Annotated in this window: 13 protein-coding genes and 1 pseudogene; 12 read left to right on the top strand and 2 right to left on the bottom strand. The window is 44.5% G+C overall.

Translation table 11 applies throughout. The features are described 5' to 3' along the window. Nucleotides 1–13: 13 nt before the first annotated feature. From DRJ53_RS18675 to DRJ53_RS18640, 8 genes are all read left to right on the top strand, one after another. Nucleotides 14–1,291 carry an MFS transporter gene (locus tag DRJ53_RS18675; protein ID WP_114237247.1) on the top strand — a complete coding sequence of 426 codons (1,278 nt, stop codon included), beginning with the start codon at nucleotides 14–16 and terminating at the stop codon, nucleotides 1,289–1,291. 585 nt (nucleotides 1,292–1,876) lie between these two features. Then, complete coding sequence (locus DRJ53_RS21170; RefSeq protein WP_123893694.1) at nucleotides 1,877–2,077, top strand: hypothetical protein; 201 nt, start codon at nucleotides 1,877–1,879, stop codon at nucleotides 2,075–2,077. A 122-nt stretch (nucleotides 2,078–2,199) separates the two neighbouring features. Next, entirely contained in the window at nucleotides 2,200–2,724 is a 525-nt protein-coding gene (locus DRJ53_RS21605) for a hypothetical protein (RefSeq protein WP_206609832.1), read from the top strand. Nucleotides 2,725–2,972: 248 nt separating this feature from the next. Continuing rightward, nucleotides 2,973–3,353, top strand: coding sequence for a single-stranded DNA-binding protein (locus DRJ53_RS18660; RefSeq protein WP_114237183.1), 381 nt, complete (start codon nucleotides 2,973–2,975; stop codon nucleotides 3,351–3,353). Nucleotides 3,354–3,517: 164 nt separating this feature from the next. Next, a complete protein-coding gene (locus DRJ53_RS18655; protein ID WP_241558621.1) occupies nucleotides 3,518–4,525 on the top strand; it encodes a DUF932 domain-containing protein in 1,008 nt (335 codons plus the stop codon). A 49-nt stretch (nucleotides 4,526–4,574) separates the two neighbouring features. Beyond that, nucleotides 4,575–4,895, top strand: coding sequence for a MutS N-terminal domain-containing protein (locus DRJ53_RS18650; protein WP_206609831.1), 321 nt, complete (start codon nucleotides 4,575–4,577; stop codon nucleotides 4,893–4,895). Nucleotides 4,896–5,196: 301 nt separating this feature from the next. After that, on the top strand, nucleotides 5,197–5,667 hold the full coding sequence (locus DRJ53_RS18645; RefSeq protein WP_114237181.1) for a JAB domain-containing protein: 471 nt from the start codon (nucleotides 5,197–5,199) through the stop codon (nucleotides 5,665–5,667). Nucleotides 5,668–5,747: 80 nt separating this feature from the next. Beyond that, on the top strand, nucleotides 5,748–6,212 hold the full coding sequence (locus DRJ53_RS18640) for a hypothetical protein (RefSeq protein ID WP_114237180.1): 465 nt from the start codon (nucleotides 5,748–5,750) through the stop codon (nucleotides 6,210–6,212). 63 nt (nucleotides 6,213–6,275) lie between these two features. On the opposite strand, the gene DRJ53_RS18635 is transcribed toward DRJ53_RS18640, so the two are convergent. After that, on the bottom strand, nucleotides 6,276–6,596 hold the full coding sequence (locus DRJ53_RS18635; protein ID WP_241558619.1) for a hypothetical protein: 321 nt from the start codon (nucleotides 6,594–6,596) through the stop codon (nucleotides 6,276–6,278). Nucleotides 6,597–6,719: 123 nt separating this feature from the next. Between DRJ53_RS18635 and DRJ53_RS18630 the strand changes: the two genes are divergently transcribed. The 4 genes and pseudogenes from DRJ53_RS18630 to mobC all read left to right on the top strand — a co-directional run bounded on the left by DRJ53_RS18630 (nucleotide 6,720) and on the right by mobC (nucleotide 11,539). After that, the gene (locus DRJ53_RS18630) at nucleotides 6,720–7,616 is read left to right on the top strand and encodes a toprim domain-containing protein (RefSeq protein ID WP_114237179.1); all 897 of its coding nucleotides are present in this window, start codon (nucleotides 6,720–6,722) and stop codon (nucleotides 7,614–7,616) included. Nucleotides 7,617–7,859: 243 nt separating this feature from the next. Next, nucleotides 7,860–8,255 (top strand): annotated as a pseudogene (locus DRJ53_RS18625) (plasmid mobilization protein); the annotation flags it as partial. Then, on the top strand, nucleotides 8,243–9,532 hold the full coding sequence (locus DRJ53_RS18620; RefSeq protein ID WP_114237177.1) for a relaxase/mobilization nuclease domain-containing protein: 1,290 nt from the start codon (nucleotides 8,243–8,245) through the stop codon (nucleotides 9,530–9,532). The pseudogene DRJ53_RS18625 and the gene DRJ53_RS18620, both read left to right, overlap by 13 nt. A 12-nt stretch (nucleotides 9,533–9,544) precedes the next feature. After that, complete coding sequence (gene mobC / locus DRJ53_RS18615; protein WP_241558618.1) at nucleotides 9,545–11,539, top strand: conjugal transfer protein MobC; 1,995 nt, start codon at nucleotides 9,545–9,547, stop codon at nucleotides 11,537–11,539. Nucleotides 11,540–11,874: 335 nt separating this feature from the next. Here mobC and DRJ53_RS18610 read toward each other — a convergent pair whose 3' ends face one another. After that, entirely contained in the window at nucleotides 11,875–16,449 is a 4,575-nt protein-coding gene (locus DRJ53_RS18610) for a protein NO VEIN domain-containing protein (protein ID WP_114237176.1), read from the bottom strand. Between the last annotated feature and the right edge of the window lie 44 nt (nucleotides 16,450–16,493).

Here is a 16,493-nt window from a genome sequence, read left to right as displayed (position 1 = left end):
CATTATGGGCTTTATGCAAAACGTTCGTTTAGGATTGAAGGAAAACTGGAAGCAGTTTACGATACTGGTTATCATCAATGCTTTTGTCGGTGGCATGGTAGGTTTAGAAAGAACAATTCTGCCGCAAATAGCAGAGAAAGAATTTGCCATAGCAGCTAAAACAGCAATCCTTTCTTTCATTATTGTATTTGGAATAGTGAAAGCGGTTACTAACTATTATACAGGAACATTAGCAAACCGGTTTGGCAGGAAGAACTTACTGATCGCAGGCTGGATAATTGGTTTACCTATTCCGTTTGTTTTGATGTTTGCAAAAGATTGGAATTGGATCATTGCAGCCAATGTTCTTTTAGGCATCAACCAGGGTTTGGCTTGGTCAAGTACAGTAGTAATGAAAATTGACCTTGTAGGAGAAAAGCAGAGAGGTTTTGCTATGGGGCTGAACGAGTTTGCCGGTTACATCGCTGTAGCAGTAATTGCATTTCTTACAGGTTGGATTGCAGGTGAATTTGGTATAAGACCATACCCTTTTTATGTAGGAATTGTCTTGGCATTTTTTGGTCTTTTGGGCAGCATATTCTTTGTAAAAGACACAAGGCATCATGTCGCAAAAGAAGCAACTACGAACAATGTTCCCGGTCTCAAAAACATTTTCTGGGAAACAACGTGGAAAAACAAAAACTTAGGTTCGGTAACACAGGCAGGCTTAATCAGTAACCTCAACGATGGCATGGTATGGGGCATATTTCCGATATTGCTTGCCACAAAAGGCTTTACCATTAGCCAGATAGGAATTGTAACGGCAATCTATCCTGCAGTATGGGGCATCGGTCAGTTATTCACTGGAAAGATGGCAGATAGGTTTTGTAAAAAGGATATGCTTTACCTCGGCATGTTCTTACAGGCAATTGCTTTATTGTTACTGGTTTGGGCAAATACCATGTTGCATTTCATAATACTTTCTTCCATTCTTGGATGGGGTACAGCAATGGTTTATCCTACATTTCTTGCCACTGTTGCAGAAAACACCAATCCGCAGGACAGGGCAAAAAGCATCGGCATTTTCAGATTGTGGAGAGATTTAGGTTATGCGATTGGTGCAATACTTACAGGGATTATTGCAGACTTCTTTAACCTCAATACAGCAATACTCTTTATTGCTCTGCTAACTTTTCTTTCTGCTATTATTATATACGTCAGAATGAGTTGCAGATTTACCGGTTCAACCAAAATATTCGATTGGATTTTCAATAGGAGCAAAGCAAATACATCAACCAACATACAACTATAGCTTTCGTTTAGTACAAGTTTTATCTTGATTTTTATTTATCAGCAACAGGATCTCTATTCAACTTTCGTTGTGTCACTCACTTGTACGTTCCGTAACTCTATTCAGCAGCTTAGCTTCAGCCTGCGGTAGCTAAGCTAACCCACAAGGCAGAACATTAGCCACCTTCGGCTTCCCACAGCAAGAGCCACTCGTTCCTCATGGCACTTGCTTTTTGCTCTACTTCTTTTCAGCTTCAGAATAAATCCAGGCATCAGGATTTCTAACATCAACAATGCCCACGCTGCAAGGTAAAGCAGTGTTCCTCATGCCTATTCGGCAAGCAGATGCGCCAAACCATTGCAGCATTGCCAATAAAGCTGTTTATGAAACTTATATGGTATTGGCAAAGCTGACAACGCCCTTCAGGTGCTCCGCTACGCTTCGCAGTTTGTCACACTGCTTGCAGCTCATACAGCATTCGTCACGGTAGCTTTTGTGTCCTTCATGCCACCTCATTCATTTCGTCCTTCGTTCCGCTCCATTACACCACGTTCGTAGCACGACTATTTGCTGCAAGGCTTGGCAACCTGTCCTACAACACAAAGCATGACTACAAAGCTGCACAAATCCTTTCGCAAGCCACGCTACAATACTCACTGGGTTCCATTCCGCTACACTACGTCCTACATTCATTTCGGTCGCATTCAGTCCACCCGCTGCCCGTATTTTTTCCCGGGCACTTCTGTTGATCAGCAAAGCATTGTTGAAGGAATTGGAATGTTTTTTAGACTGGCGCAGTACCTGTAAGAATGTAGTTGTTAGCTATGGTTCGCAGGAACTGCACTTGAAAAGATCATTGCGCCGGCACATGCTCGTTCCTCACAAGAGCCGGCAAAGACACAATAAAGCGGAAGGACACTTTAAGTCGATTGCACAAGATTTCTGATACGCTGTTTTGTAAAACACAAAAGGGTCAAAAGAACAGCGAAGTTAGCGGCTTTTCCATCCGCACAACAGAGCCAAACAAACAGAAAGCCAACCTGCCAAAAGCTTACGGCATAAACACAAAACCCACGGCACAAAAGGCCATCTTTTATTCCGTTTCCTTTTGGCTTTTGCATGAAGCCGCTCCTTCCAATGCTTTCTTTTTTCCCTTTTTTTCTTTTACAAAACAGTTTTTTATGGTTTACCTGATTCACTTCCAAGATAAGCTGCATCATGCACAGCACTATCTCGGTTTTGTTGAAACCAATTTGGCACAGCGCATCCAATTACACCTAAGCAACCGGGGCGCAAAGCTGATAGCGGCTGTGAACAATCAAGGTATTCGTTGGCAAGTAGTAAGAGTTTGGCACAAGGGAGACCGGAACCTTGAACGCAAACTAAAAAACTACAAGAAGTCACGCTGTTTTTGTCCCATCTGTTGCAACAATCAACAACGCACTAACCAATAAAACTTTTAAAGTATGCAAAAACAAGATCTTTCAAGGCTCATGTACCTGTCATGGGAAATACAACGGAAGAAAAAGTACAGCCGCTCCAAATCTCTTTTTGCAGCATGGACAATTTTTCTAACAGAAGATATCACCGTTTATCACTTGATTAGGAAGCACAGTCACGAACGCTACACGAATAAAATACAACCGCAGGACTTAACTCTTTTTCAAGCATAAACATTTCTTCACTTTTAAAACTTACCGTTATGACAATCGTAGGAAGATTAACCAGAGATGCAGTTGTGAACCAACTAAAAGACGAAAGAGAGGTGGTAAACTTTTCAATTGCTGTGAACGACTATTTCAAACCGAAAAGCGGCGAAGCCATAAAGGTCGCCACCTTCTTTAACTGCGCATATTGGATAAGCACCAAGGTAGCCGCTAATTTGAAAAAAGGCACATTGGTAGAAGTCACCGGCCGCATTTACGTAAACGCTTATCCGGGTGCAGATGGCACGGCAAAGGCTTCGCTGAACTGCCACGTGAACAACATAAAAATTCACGCATGGCCGAAGGAAGTGGAAGTTATCGGCAAAGCTGAACAAGCCACGCCAAACGATGCAAGCTCAGAGGACGTGCCGTTCTAACCTCACCGCAGTTCCCGCATTCCAGTGCCGGAACTTTTCAAACTTATTTATTCAAAACAAACCGCAGTAGTACCGCCTGCGGGATAGAAATCAAAGCTGGGTAGCACATCATGGCTCACAACATCAATTACAACGAAAAAACAGGAGGCCACAGTTTCTTTTCAGTGAAAGAAAAAGCCTGGCACGGCTTGGGACAGATTGTTACCGATTACCCAAATAGTGCTGAAGCACTAAAGTTTGCCGAGTTAGATTTTACCGTTGTCAAACGAAAGCTGTTTACCTACGACAATGAAAACAGCTTTGGCAACAGCGATATTATCATGCCGAAAATTGAAGTGCCGAACTATTTTGCTACCGTCCGCACAGACACTGAACAGGCTTTAGGCGTAGTGGGCAGAGATTATGAAGTGGTGCAAAACGTAGATGCGTTTAGCTTCTTTGACGCCATTGTATGCGGTGAAGGCATCCAATACGAAACAGCCGGCGCACTCGGCAAAGGCGAACGCATTTTCATCACGGCAAAATTGCCCGGCTATATCAAAGTGGGCATCGATGATTTAATCGAAAAGTATCTGTTTCTTACAACGTCTCATGATGGTTTTGGAAGCATTACAGCAGCGTTTACTCCGGTGAGGATTGTTTGCGCCAACACACTAAACGCAGCCCTTCGCAACCATACCAACTGTATTAAAATCCGTCACACGATGGGTGCAAAAGAGCGGCTGGAACAGGCGCACAAAGTCATAGGCATTTCCAATAACTTTTCTAAAGAATTGGACACAATTTTCAACCATTGGACAAAGGTTTGCATCACGGACGCAGAAACAAAAAAGCTCATTCAATTAGCGTTGACGCCGAACAAAGAAGCACTGCAAGCGGTACAAGCCGGAAAAGAAAATGAATTTTCTACCTGCTTTGCCAACATGTGTGATGCCGCTTTTGAATACGCCATGAGCAATCCTACACAGCAACAAGAAACAACGAAAGGAACGCTTTTCGGCGCTTACAATGCGGTGACCGGCTACTATCAAAATGTACGGACTTACAAGAACAGCGAAGCCAAGTTAAAGTCGTTGCTGTACGGTGGCACGGCGCAGGTGCGGACGCAAAAGGCTTTCCATCTGTGCGAAAATTTTGCAAAGCACGGCAGTGCCGCTCTTCATCTGAATTAAACATAATCCGGGTGGCTACGGCCACCCTTTCTCCTTCAATTTTTCTTTTATGAGTGCACTAATGGAGCAATACAAAGCAATTAAGGCAAAATACCCAGACGCCATTCTTCTTTTTCGTGTTGGTGACTTCTACGAGACGTTTGGTGCTGATGCAAAGGCAGTTTCTCAAACGTTAGGATTAGTCCTGACAACATCCTCCTGCGACGAACTGAAAAAGTTATCAGGCTTTCCATTTCATTCTTTGGATCGGCATTTACGAACGCTTGTCAAAGCTGGTTACAAGGTGGCAATTTGTGAACAACTGGAAGACCCTAAGACGGCAAAAGGTCTTGTCAAGCGAGGCGTGAGTGAGAGTTTTAAGCCGAAGTAAAAGGCACCAAAACCAAAAAATCGCCGCCCTTCGGGCGGTGGTTTTATCATTAAAGATGGTTGAAACGAAGCGTAGGTTTTTTCATTGCATCACTGCACAAAGTTCGGCTTTCGCCGTCACGGGCGACAAGGAACTACCGCATAAAACAGAGGGTCAAACCTTTGTCTTTTTATCCTGCACCAGCTAAAACAAGTGGTCAACTTTTATCGTCCACGTATTTATTCAGTTCCTCCTTGCGCCTGGTGGCGGCGAAAGCCGGGCAGGCTCCATAATCAATTTCAAAACACGTAAAACAAAGATTATGGAAAAGAAAGTCATCGCCGAAGTATTGAGCAATGTAGCCGAAGTGGAGTTAGTTTACAAGTCCAAAGTAAAGGCTTCCGAGCGTCCTGCGATTGCCTCCTCCAAAGATGCGTATGATGTACTGCAGGCTATTTGGGAAGAGGGGAAAATGGACCTGGTGGAGCAATTCAAAGTGTTGTTTTTGAACCGGGCCAACAAAGTTCTTTGTGTTTACAACGTTTCATCCGGAGGTATTACGGGCACTGTAGCCGACCCCCGGTTGATTTATTCCGCAGCATTAAAAGTAAATGCCGTAAGCCTTGTTCTTTCGCACAACCACCCGAGCGGATCACTCAAACCGAGCAGGCAAGATGAAGAGCTTACGCAGAAAATAAAATGTGCCGGTTCTTTCCTTGACATCAAGGTTTTGGATCACCTGATTATTTCCAGCGAAGGATATTACTCCTTTGCTGACGAAGGGCTGCTGTAAAGCCCTTTTTTTATCCAAACCGCAAGTTCTTCATTATCGAATTCAGTAATTTTAATACCCTAATCAAACACCACCCAACCATGAAAAAGCTAACCCTCCTTATCTCCACAATTGCGCTGTTTTACGCCAGTTGTTCAACAAAAGAATTGAGCAAAGAAGAAGCCACGCAGGTAATCAGGCAGCAAGGAAAATATCCCAAGGCTATCAATTATGACATTTACTGCAGCGACCCTTCGCATGCGAAAAAAGCCATCGACGCCGGGCTGGAAAAGGAAGGGCTGGTATCCGTGCAGCGAACACAAAAATTGGGTGATGTCGGTAAGTCGCTAATTCAGTTTACTGCAAAGGCGCAATCTTATTTACTTGCCACTCCGGAGAAAGATAAATCATTGGATGTGCAAAAGGTAAAAATTGCCGATGAAGATCTTTCCGAGGTAACATCCGTGCAAACAGAAAACGACGGCAAAGGAGCAGTGGTTGAATACACAACCGCTTACAAAAACATCACTCCCTTTTCACCCCTTAACAACAATAAACTTCTCTAATAAAGCCACCCGCAAAGCCCGTCTTACATTGAGCGACGATGGCTGGAAGCTGGATAAATGAGCTTATTGCTTTAATGATTTCAGCTTCTCACTTAACTCTGTAAGACCTGCTTTCTTTAGGCAGTCTTCCGCAAGAGACGTCAATTCTTTCAGAGCATCTTCGGAGACAATTTCGAGTAGGTTCGATGCTTTGTCATCCGGTTTTGGCGTCAGTCCGCGTTCTATTACTCTGTTCAACAGCAACACGTTTTTACGGGACATTTTCAGGTCAATCTTCACGGTTTCGTTCATGCCAGGGATACTTAAGATTGTATCATACACTTGGGCGATGTCGTTTGTTGTAAGCATAACTGCACATTTAAAATTATCAATCACTTCAATCACAAATGTATTTGCCATCGACGTACCTATCCCCATTAAAATTTAATGAGGATAGGTAAGGCCATATTGCCAAACTAATTTCGTTTTCGCTTTCTCTGAATTGTGTAAAAACGAAAATGTGGCGCTATGGTTTTCAGAAAACAAATGGCTTCCTGCGAAGAAGCCAAAAACATTGACATGGTTTCTTACCTATCATCATTAGGCTATGAGCCAGCAAAGGTTCAGAACATTGATTATTGGTATCTCTCCCCACTTCGCAATGAAAAAACGCCGTCCTTCAAAGTAAACCGAAAACTAAACAGGTGGTATGATCATGGCCTTGGTAAAGGGGGTAATCTGATCGACTTTGCTATCCTGTACAATAATTGCACAGTCGGTGAATTCCTGCGTGCTGTACATGCTGTCCCTTCTCTTCACCAGCCGGACTTATTAAACAAAACATCGCCCCAACTTGAGACAGCGGAGCAAATCAAAATTCTCGATATACGGCCGCTGTCATCGTTCGCCCTTTGCCGCTATTTACGTCAAAGGCGAATACCTTTTGAGATTGCAGGGAGCTTTTGTAGGGAGGTTACTTACGAGCTTAATCAGCGGCGTTATTTTGCCATTGGCTTCAAAAATGATGTTGGTGGCTATGAACTAAGAAACGCCTTTTTCAAGGGCAGCAGCGCTCCCAAAAGCTTTACCTCTATTGCGGTAGGTGCGAATGAAGTGGCCGTTTTCGAAGGCTTCTTTGATTTCCTTTCTTTCATGGCCATTGCAACAAATCAACAGCTATTACCTGGTGATTTTCTTGTGTTGAATTCGTTGTCGTTTTTTGAAAAAGCCAGATCGTTCATGGAGAAACACGATTGTATCAACCTCTTTTTAGACCAGGATAAAACCGGACAAAATTGCACCCGCTATGCTCTATCCCTCAGTGAAAAATACAGAGACAAAAGCTCCCTTTACAAGTACTACAAAGATTTCAACGATTGGATGGTAAACATTGGCAAGTCATCGCCAGATTACCGGAGGCAGTAGCAAGCCTTCAGGTTACGTTTTAAAGTGCCTTATTAAACAGTCTCTATTCATTAGCATAAAGAAGCTAAAAGCCGAAACAACCACTATGAATATCGCTCAAGACCTTATATGTCTTTCAGATTGCCTCTTTTTCGCAATCGGCCAGATGTCCGGTTGTATCACAACCGCTTCTGGCTACCGTCACTCCGAAGTCGTGGGCGGTGCTGCCAATAAGCAACAGATTATAAAAACCGTGAAAAAGAAACCGTGATGAGTGAACAAAACAATAATCGAACAAAGTGGCTACACCTGCGATTAAAGCCGGAGGAATACACCAAACTCCAGAAGGGCTTCAAAAAAACAACCTGCCGAAAGCTGAGTGAGTATGCCCGTAAGATCCTGCTGGGCAAGCCTGTTGTTGCCACTTACCGCAACCAGTCTTTGGATGACTTTATGTCAGAGATGATGCAGCTCAGAGGTGAGCTAAACAGCATCGGAAATAACGTCAATCAAGCCGTGAAAAAACTGCACACCCTGCACCAAATTTCTGAATTCAGAAGCTGGATAATCACCTACGAACTGGAGAAAGAAATCCTCTCAAACAAAGTAGAAGAGATCAAAAATCGTATCAACAAAATCGCCGACCAATGGTTGCAGTAATCAAAACAGGAACGTCCATTCACAGAGCCCTAAACTACAATGAACAGAAGGTAAAGCAAGGCGTCGCGGAGTGCATAGCGGCTGTCAATTACCCCAAAGATGTATCACAATTAACCCTTTCCAACAAGCTAAACCGGCTGCTGAAGCAGGCTGCTTTGAATGAAAATGTGACCCGTAACAGCGTGCACATATCGCTCAACTTCGACCCATCAGAAAAGCACCTTTCCGATGTGCAGCTGAGTGAAATCGCAGATGCTTACATGACCAAAATTGGCTTTGCCGGACAGCCCTACTTAGTGTATCAACACCATGATGCCGGCCACCCGCACATTCACTTGGTAACGGTAAAAGTGAGACCTGACGGCAGCCGGATAGACACTCAGAATATTGGGCAAAATCAATCTCAAAAAGTCCGGAAGGAGATTGAACAAGCCTTTGGATTAGTGAAGGCTGATGAGCACAAACAAAGGCAAGCATACGAGCTAGAGCCAGTGAATGCAGTGAAAGTTCAATACGGGAAAAGCGAAACAAAAAGAGCTATTGCTGGCGTGTTGCAGCATGTGCTGAACAACTATAAGTACACCTCCCTGCCCGAATTAAATGCGGTCTTGCAGCCGTACAATGTTGTGGCTGATAATGGCAATGAAGGGTCCCGTATTTACAAAAACGGAGGCTTGGTTTACCGGATAATGGATGCAGAAGGAAAGAAAATAGGTGTTCCCATAAAGGCCAGCGATTTTTACAATAAGCCTACATTGAAGCATCTCCAACAGCGCTATGCACAGAATGAAGTAGCACGACAACCGCATAAAGCAAGGGTAAAAAATGCGATCGATTTAGCCCTTCTGAAGAACCCGAAACACACCCTGCAAAGTCTCGTAAACACACTTGAAAAAGACGGAATTCATACAGCCGTTCGACAGAATGACCAAGGACTTATTTATGGTGTCACCTACATTGATCACCGCACAAAAACTGTCTTCAACGGCAGCAATTTAGGAAAAGCCTATAGTGCTAAAGGACTTCAGGAAAGGTGTAGTAAAACCGAAGGCTTGGCACTAAATGTACGGCTTCACCATACTGCTGACAAACGTCCCGAGATGGATAAACAGACTGGAGAAAGTGGGCAAAAACTCTATACCGAACAAGACAATTCGATAAACATTCCGAAAGCCGTAAACGAGTTGCTGCAGCCTGAACAAACCACCGGCTATGTGCCTCACCAACTGAAAAGCACCAAAAAGAAAAAGCGGAAACGCATTTCCCACCACCCATAAAATGGACGACCTATGGCTATGCACACAGGCGAAAATGAGCAAGGATTGCGGAAGATTTTAGACATGACCCGGCTAATGAGCATATTGCTATTGGCCCTTCACTTTTACTATTATTGCTACGGTGCTTTTGTGCAGTGGCAGCTTACCACGACGTTAACGGATAGACTTCTCCAGAACATCGAAGGGACGGGTTTATTCGACCATTTTTATACGTCTAAGGCAATCGCAATGGCTTTTCTTGCCATCTCTTTATTGGGCGCAAAAGGAAGGAAGAAGGAAACGTTAAGCCACAAAAAAGCAAGCGCTATTATTGTTATTGGATTATTGATTTATTTCGCCAGCTATTGGTGTATAAAAGCCGTTTCAGCGGCTGAAACGGCTGCTTTATGCTACATGGGAGTAACAACCATTGGCTTTATTCTGATGCTAACCGGAGGCACCTTGCTATCCCGTGTTGTACAAGGAAAGTTCATTCATAAAGACGTCTTCAATAAAGCGAATGAAACATTCCCGCAGGAAGAACGATTGCTTCAAAACGAGTTTTCCATCAACCTGCCAGCACGTTATAATTTAAAAGGCAGGTGGCGCAGGAGTTGGATCAATATTATCAATCCCTTCCGGGCCTTGCTGGTCCTAGGCTCACCCGGATCAGGCAAGTCTTACTTTGTCATTCGACATGTAATTACCCAGCACATAAAGAAAGGGTTCACCATGTTTGTTTATGATTTTAAGTTTGCTGACCTGTCGCTTGTAGCTTACAACACTTACTTAAAATACAGGCACCTCTACCCTGTTGCACCCCAGTTTCATGTCATCAACTTTGATGATCTAAGCCGCAGTCACCGCTGCAATCCACTGGAACCATCCACCATGTCAGACATTACTGATGCAGCAGAATCGGCCCGCACCATTCTGATGGGACTAAACCGGGAATGGATAAAACGGCAGGGTGATTTTTTTGTAGAGTCTCCGATTAATTTCCTAAGTGCAGTCATATGGTTTTTGCGTCGGTACCAGGATGGCGAATTCTGCACTCTGCCACATGTAATAGAACTGATGCAGGTGGATTACGATACATTGTTTTCGGTACTAAGAACGGAAAAGGAAATTGAGGTGCTGATCAACCCCTTCATTACCGCTTATTTGAATGATGCCATGGAGCAGTTGGAAGGACAGATTGCGGCCGCTAAAGTGGCCATGGCCCGGCTATCTTCGCCACAGATTTACTATGTTTTATCCGGGAATGATTTCACCCTGGACATCAATAATCCGGAGGAGCCGAAAATTGTGTGCATGGGCAACAACCCGCAAAAGCTTCAAATCTATGGCGCCGTGCTTTCCCTTTATGTAACCCGGTTGGTAAAGCTAGTGAACCGAAAAGGGATGCAGAAAAGCAGCCTCATTTTCGATGAATTTCCTACCATTTACCTCAACAATATGGATAGCCTGATTGCTACGGCAAGGAGCAACAAAGTAGCTACTTCGCTGGGTGTTCAGGACTTTAGCCAGCTCCGAAAAGATTATGGTAAAGAGCAGGCAGATGTGATCATGAATATCACCGGCAACATCATCAGCGGCCAGGTTACCGGAGAAACCGCTAAGCAGCTCTCCGAACGTTTTGGCAAGATTATGCAGGACAGATCCAGCTACTCCATCAACAGCTCTGATACCTCTATCAGCCGCTCCAAACAGTTGGATGCGGCTATACCCCCCTCAAAGATTGCAGCCCTTTCATCTGGAGAATTTGTAGGCATGGTGGCAGACAATCCTGATCAGAAAATAGAACTAAAGGCCTTCCACTGCCAGCTATCAAACGACCATGATGCTTTGAAAAAGGAACAAGAGCACTATGAAGAAATACCTATTATTAAGAAGCTGGATAATACGATTATACAACGCAATTACCTACAGATTAAACAAGATGTGCAAGACCTTGTGCAGTCTCAAATGGAGGACTTGCTGAATCATCCCGGGCTAAAGCATCTGATCATAAAAAAAGAGAAATAGTTGCCATTCACAAGTTTGTCTTGCTGGAAAGCTTTCTTACGAGATTAGGCTGAAATAAAAGACTACGACACAGCAAAGGTCGAAGCACTTGCTTTAGCTGTAAAACTCAGTATTTGATCTTACAAACAGTCTTTGTGTTTAGGCCTTGATCCTGTCGGATCAAATATTTTCTTGCCAAACCCCTTTTCTTTTGTGGAGGGGCATTGCCAAGAAAATATTGAATGGAGTGTTTTGTACGACGAGTCTAAACTTGTCTGACACTGTCCGTAAGATCAAATCTTAACTATTGTACTTTAGCCATTGGTCTAGGCACGACAAACCTCAGTGCTCTGTGCCTACCGCGGTAGGGTAAAGCTGACTTCAAAATTCAACGGCAAAACTTCAGGATTTCCCAACAACGCTTTAAATGTTTCAATCCGGTCATCACTTAAAAAATAATGCTTGTCTAAGTAAATGACCCCATTCTGCACGATGGCTATTTGGTAGCGATCTTTTTTTTCAATTCCCTTCATTACTTCGTTTCTACTGATGATAAAATTTTCCCCCGACGCAGACTTCACTTCCACCAAATACCATTCATCATCAGTTGAGTCACATTTATATTCAATATCATACCCCAAGGTGTCGTCCTTATTTAATGCGTCTTCGTCCGAATACCGGGAGCGCCACTGCACTTTACCATTTGGATAAAGCTCAATTAACTTGTCACGCACAAGGCGTTCAGCGGCTTTCCCGGCAACATTCTGCTGTTCTGCAGATGAGCTGTTATAGACTCTGGGTGTTTCACCGTTTGCCTTTTTGGAAGTGTGATGAAAAGGCCGGGGCGTTCCAGCCCCGAAAGAAACCTCGTTTAAAGTTACTGATGTTGTGGTGCCCTTACCTTTATTCTCCTCTGTTTTCCCTGCACCCGAAGTAGCCCGCAAGGCAAAAACGCCTTTTCTTATTTCTTCATCATAACCTGTAAAGTACAAGAGGCTTTGTAGCTCTTCCGGTAAATCTTCTTCGGAAACGCCGGCTTCCGCAAGCACTGACGTGTACAGATTACAAAATATATCAGGCTCGTCGTCAAATGATATAACAAGTCCGGATACCTCACTTAGCCGGTTACGCAAAACAATCTTATAATCAACATCAACAGCCAAAGCATTTTCCGCTGCAAGTTCATCGGCAGCTTTCTCGGCCGTTTTGTTGTATTTGAGTCTTTCAGGCATAAACTGTTTCTGCAGGTGCGTCCCGACATCCTTTAGTTTTTTCCACAAGGCAAGGGTCCAAGGCTTTTCAAAATCTGCTATGTAAGCACACAGCCTTTTGTAATGCCAATTTCGCAATCCCATGAAACCTGCATCTTTTTCTCGAATCTGTTCCGGCGATATTTTGGAACGTAGCGATAATTCTTTCAGAAGTGCGTAAGACTCCTGGGTTGACCAGGCTTCATAATCGGCTTTGGCAGCTTCGGCGGGCAGATAGGACAACGTTTGCTTTATCAATTCGTGCAAAACCTCACGCTTCTCCACCTCCGAAGGAAGGGTAGTGTTTCGCCAGGAAAGAACTGCAGTCCAAAAAGACAGCTCGTAAGAAGAAAGCCCCAGCCACTTCCTAGCTTCTACTAAATACGCCCCAAGTTTCCGGGATTGTATCTGAAACCGGGTATGCTTTAATGACTCGCTGTCATTAAATATTGCCTGATACGTATCATAGCTTTCATTCACTTTAAAAAGCACACAGATGATTTCGGCAAATGCAGCGCCAATCGCCGGTTCTTCTTTCAACTTTGCCATCGCCAAGCCCTGGGCGGCACATAAATAATACACGTCATCATCAAGTTGGATAAACTCTCCCGGTTGTAAAGGTTTTGTATCCGAACTGTTTATTGAATACGCAAGGCCGCTAACCAGTTGAACACGCAAGGATTTTAACTGACTGATGGTTGTCTTTTTGGTTTTCTCATCATTCAAATCGGCCAAACGAAAGGCAAGCACAAACGGTTTGATGCGCTCAACCCAGCTTTCAAAATCCGGCGCTGCCTGATGAAGGCCGGCTTCACCAACCCGTTGCAAGTGCAGATTTTTGAAAGTTTTTGTTCCAAAATAGCCGGACACCTGGTCTTCACCACGCCGTTTTGGAAATTCAAACATCCAAAACGTTTGTGCAAGATGGGAAGGGAGCGTGGCATTGTCGCTGTAGTAAACAAGATCACGGTCTATGTATCCCGTTTCATTCTCTTTCTCGGCAAGCAGCTTATAAGAAGGGATTGGAAATTCCTCTTTTTCGGTTCTTTTGCGGAAATAATTGAAGCAAAGCTGGTAAAGCTTTTTTGCTTGGGCTTCGGTCCAACACTCCTGCCCGCACCTGGCGATAAAGTGATAAACCTGGTTGGGCAGCAATTCGTCAAATGAAAGCTTGGCCCCAAGGCGGTGCAAAATGTGCTGCACCTCCCCGGTTGCAATGGTGCAACCATTGAAAACAAAGTTCTCCAGGTTCGCCGTTTTATCGTTGAGCAGAAGCAGCTCATTGTGATCGGCAACATAGTTCGAAAAACGGCCCAGTGACTCCAACTGGTAGTTGATGTATGAGGGTTTGTTCGGCACAAGCACATGCCGAGGTTTTACCTGCGTCAGCTTGTCTTCGTTCTGCACCTCCATACGGGCCCGTATTTTGGGATCACTCAGCACCAACTGCAATATCCGCTCAGCCGATAGCCTGGCAATCGTTTCCCGGAATGCCGAAATCTGCTCTCCTTTCAGTGAGAAAGATGCCGCTTCATCGGTAATCACTTTTTTCACCAACAGATAGGACAGGTAAGGTTCAGTTGCAGCGGTCTTGCTTTCAAATGAAAAGGGCTCCAGCCTTACATAACGATTCACCCCAAGCCAGACAAAAAAAGCCTCGACATCCGTGCCATCACCTTGTAAACCGTGCTGCTCCGGGGCGCCCAGATAATCGCTTCCGTTCAAAACACCAGCATAGATTTGTTCCGTTAACTGGCCACTCGGATAAGCATTGCTCAACAACACCTCGCTGCTTTCCTTGATTTCCCCTTTTTTCGTTAGTACGGGGCAACTGTCTGAAAAACATTCTGCAGGGTCCCTAAGCCGTTTGTAATTATCAAAAAGGCTCTGAATCGCCTCTCTGATAATCGAATGTTGGGCCTCTAAACCTTGTGCCTTTTTATATGCAGAACGAGTTGCTGCAATGATCCTCAGCAAAACGGTATTGATATCGTAGGGCTGAATGTTGACAAGCTTCTCAAAATAGTTTTTGAACTGACGTGACTCTTGGACATCGGCGTCTTCCCGGGCAAATTTTGCTTTGTGCTGTGTGACCAAAAGTTGGTACAACTCACGGTTCATCAACTCAATCCCCACGAAAGATGGTTTACTGAACACATTCTCCCCTAAAATAACAGGCGTGTAAGCGACTTCGGAAGACGGAATCACACGGCCAGCCTCGTTCACAAAAAGGGAAAACTTTTCAGGGGGATAAGGCGAAAACGAAGGGTCGAGTAACAGGTCGGTCAAATCTTTTCTTTCCTGCCAGTTACGTTGTCCGCCTGGAATTTGGTCCCGGAGAGCGGCACTCAGGCCATCAATTTTCTGCTTGAGCACACCAGCCTGCCACCGGCGGTTGCGGAACATACTTTCACGTAAAATCACCATGCCCTCCTTATCCGCTAAAAGAAGCTCTGGTACATTTCGTAGGTAGCCTGTCTCTGCAATCCACTGTGCAAAATCAACACTGTAGTGTTTCACCTCGTCCAACTTCCGGTATGTGCCATCCACACAGGGGTAGATATCTTTCTCGTTTCGAATTTCGGCAAGACCGGAATAGAGCTCTTTCAGTATGTCGCTGCCCGGTGGCTGCAAAGGGTTTACCATCCGGTAAACACGCCAATCGGCAACGGGCCGTTTCCGGTCCAGCGCCGTTTTTCCGATAAATGCCGCGAGCTTCTTTAAAAGGTCACGGTTGTAGGCAGAGTCATTCAGGCCATTGCGTGCAGGGTCGAGCTCAAAGGTGGCATGAATAAGCAGGGGCAGATGAATCAATACTTTCGTTGGAAAATACGTAAACAAGCGATAGTAGTCGTCAGCAAGGTCCTCCTGATAGGCAAGAATAAAGCGGTAAAATTTTCCCGGCTCTTCAGGATAAGGAACATCACCAGAGTCCGAGAGCAGCCATTTTTTTCCTTCAATTATGCGAAAATCCCGCTGCACCTCGTCGCATTTGAGCACCTGCGTAACACCATCATGACATAATTCAAGGGAACGGATTGAATTCAGAAACAGCAAAATTTCGGGTCGCAAATCCTCCATTTGCTTTAGAATGCTCCCTTCTACTTTTTTCTCGTATTTGAGCCGGATAGTGGTTTCCCATGCTCCTTCCTGTTTCTTAGAAACATCCACGAAAGGCAGGGCCAGCATGGGAAAAGGAGCCTCCCCTCTCCGCACCCGTGAATCAGCCTTCATGACCACTTTTTTCTCCTCTTTCACCAGTTCATCAAAAAAATCACTGGCCTGGGTTTTCGAAAAAAGAAACGACGCCCACCTTGTAATAATCTCCACTTCAGTGGCCCAGCTAATGACAGAACGGAAACCGAGCCCTTTATTTCCAATGTAAGCCCTGTCAACGCTCTTCGGACTCTTGTGCGCCAGCATGATGCTCTCGATCCCTCCATCATCAAAGGGCGTCCCAACATTTGCTATTTCCAGCAACTGCGCTTTTGTATCCAAAATAATGCGTACGGTACTGCTTTTTGCATCGTCTGCATTCTGCAACATTTCCAGCAACTGTCGGCCGTCGTACGAAGCAGCCGTCTCTATCTCACTGCGATACATAGACGGAATCAGGTCGTTGTCGTGAAGCAGCGTATTTTTTCTTGTTTCTATGTACGCTAATAAATAATTAATGTCCATGCTTTGTTTTCTATTTAGCCGACGACTTTTTTCTTCTCAACACC

It is taken from the genome of Paracnuella aquatica, assembly GCF_003332885.2.
GTDB classification, from domain to species: domain Bacteria; phylum Bacteroidota; class Bacteroidia; order Chitinophagales; family Chitinophagaceae; genus Flavisolibacter; species Flavisolibacter aquaticus.
This window is presented reverse-complemented; position numbering and strand designations above follow the sequence as displayed.

Bases quoted from the DNA above. Each gene is read 5' to 3' on its own strand.
- DRJ53_RS18675 (WP_114237247.1), top strand. From the start codon at position 14: ATGCAAAACGTTCGTTTAGGATTGAAGGAAAACTGGAAGCAGTTTACG.
- DRJ53_RS21170 (WP_123893694.1), top strand. From the start codon at position 1,877: ATGACTACAAAGCTGCACAAATCCTTTCGCAAGCCACGCTACAATACT.
- DRJ53_RS18660 (WP_114237183.1), top strand. From the start codon at position 2,973: ATGACAATCGTAGGAAGATTAACCAGAGATGCAGTTGTGAACCAACTA.
- DRJ53_RS18650 (WP_206609831.1), top strand. From the start codon at position 4,575: ATGAGTGCACTAATGGAGCAATACAAAGCAATTAAGGCAAAATACCCA.
- DRJ53_RS18645 (WP_114237181.1), top strand. From the start codon at position 5,197: ATGGAAAAGAAAGTCATCGCCGAAGTATTGAGCAATGTAGCCGAAGTG.
- DRJ53_RS18640 (WP_114237180.1), top strand. From the start codon at position 5,748: ATGAAAAAGCTAACCCTCCTTATCTCCACAATTGCGCTGTTTTACGCC.
- DRJ53_RS18630 (WP_114237179.1), top strand. From the start codon at position 6,720: ATGGTTTTCAGAAAACAAATGGCTTCCTGCGAAGAAGCCAAAAACATT.
- DRJ53_RS18620 (WP_114237177.1), top strand. From the start codon at position 8,243: ATGGTTGCAGTAATCAAAACAGGAACGTCCATTCACAGAGCCCTAAAC.
- mobC (WP_241558618.1), top strand. From the start codon at position 9,545: ATGGCTATGCACACAGGCGAAAATGAGCAAGGATTGCGGAAGATTTTA.
- DRJ53_RS18610 (WP_114237176.1), bottom strand. From the start codon at position 16,449: ATGGACATTAATTATTTATTAGCGTACATAGAAACAAGAAAAAATACG.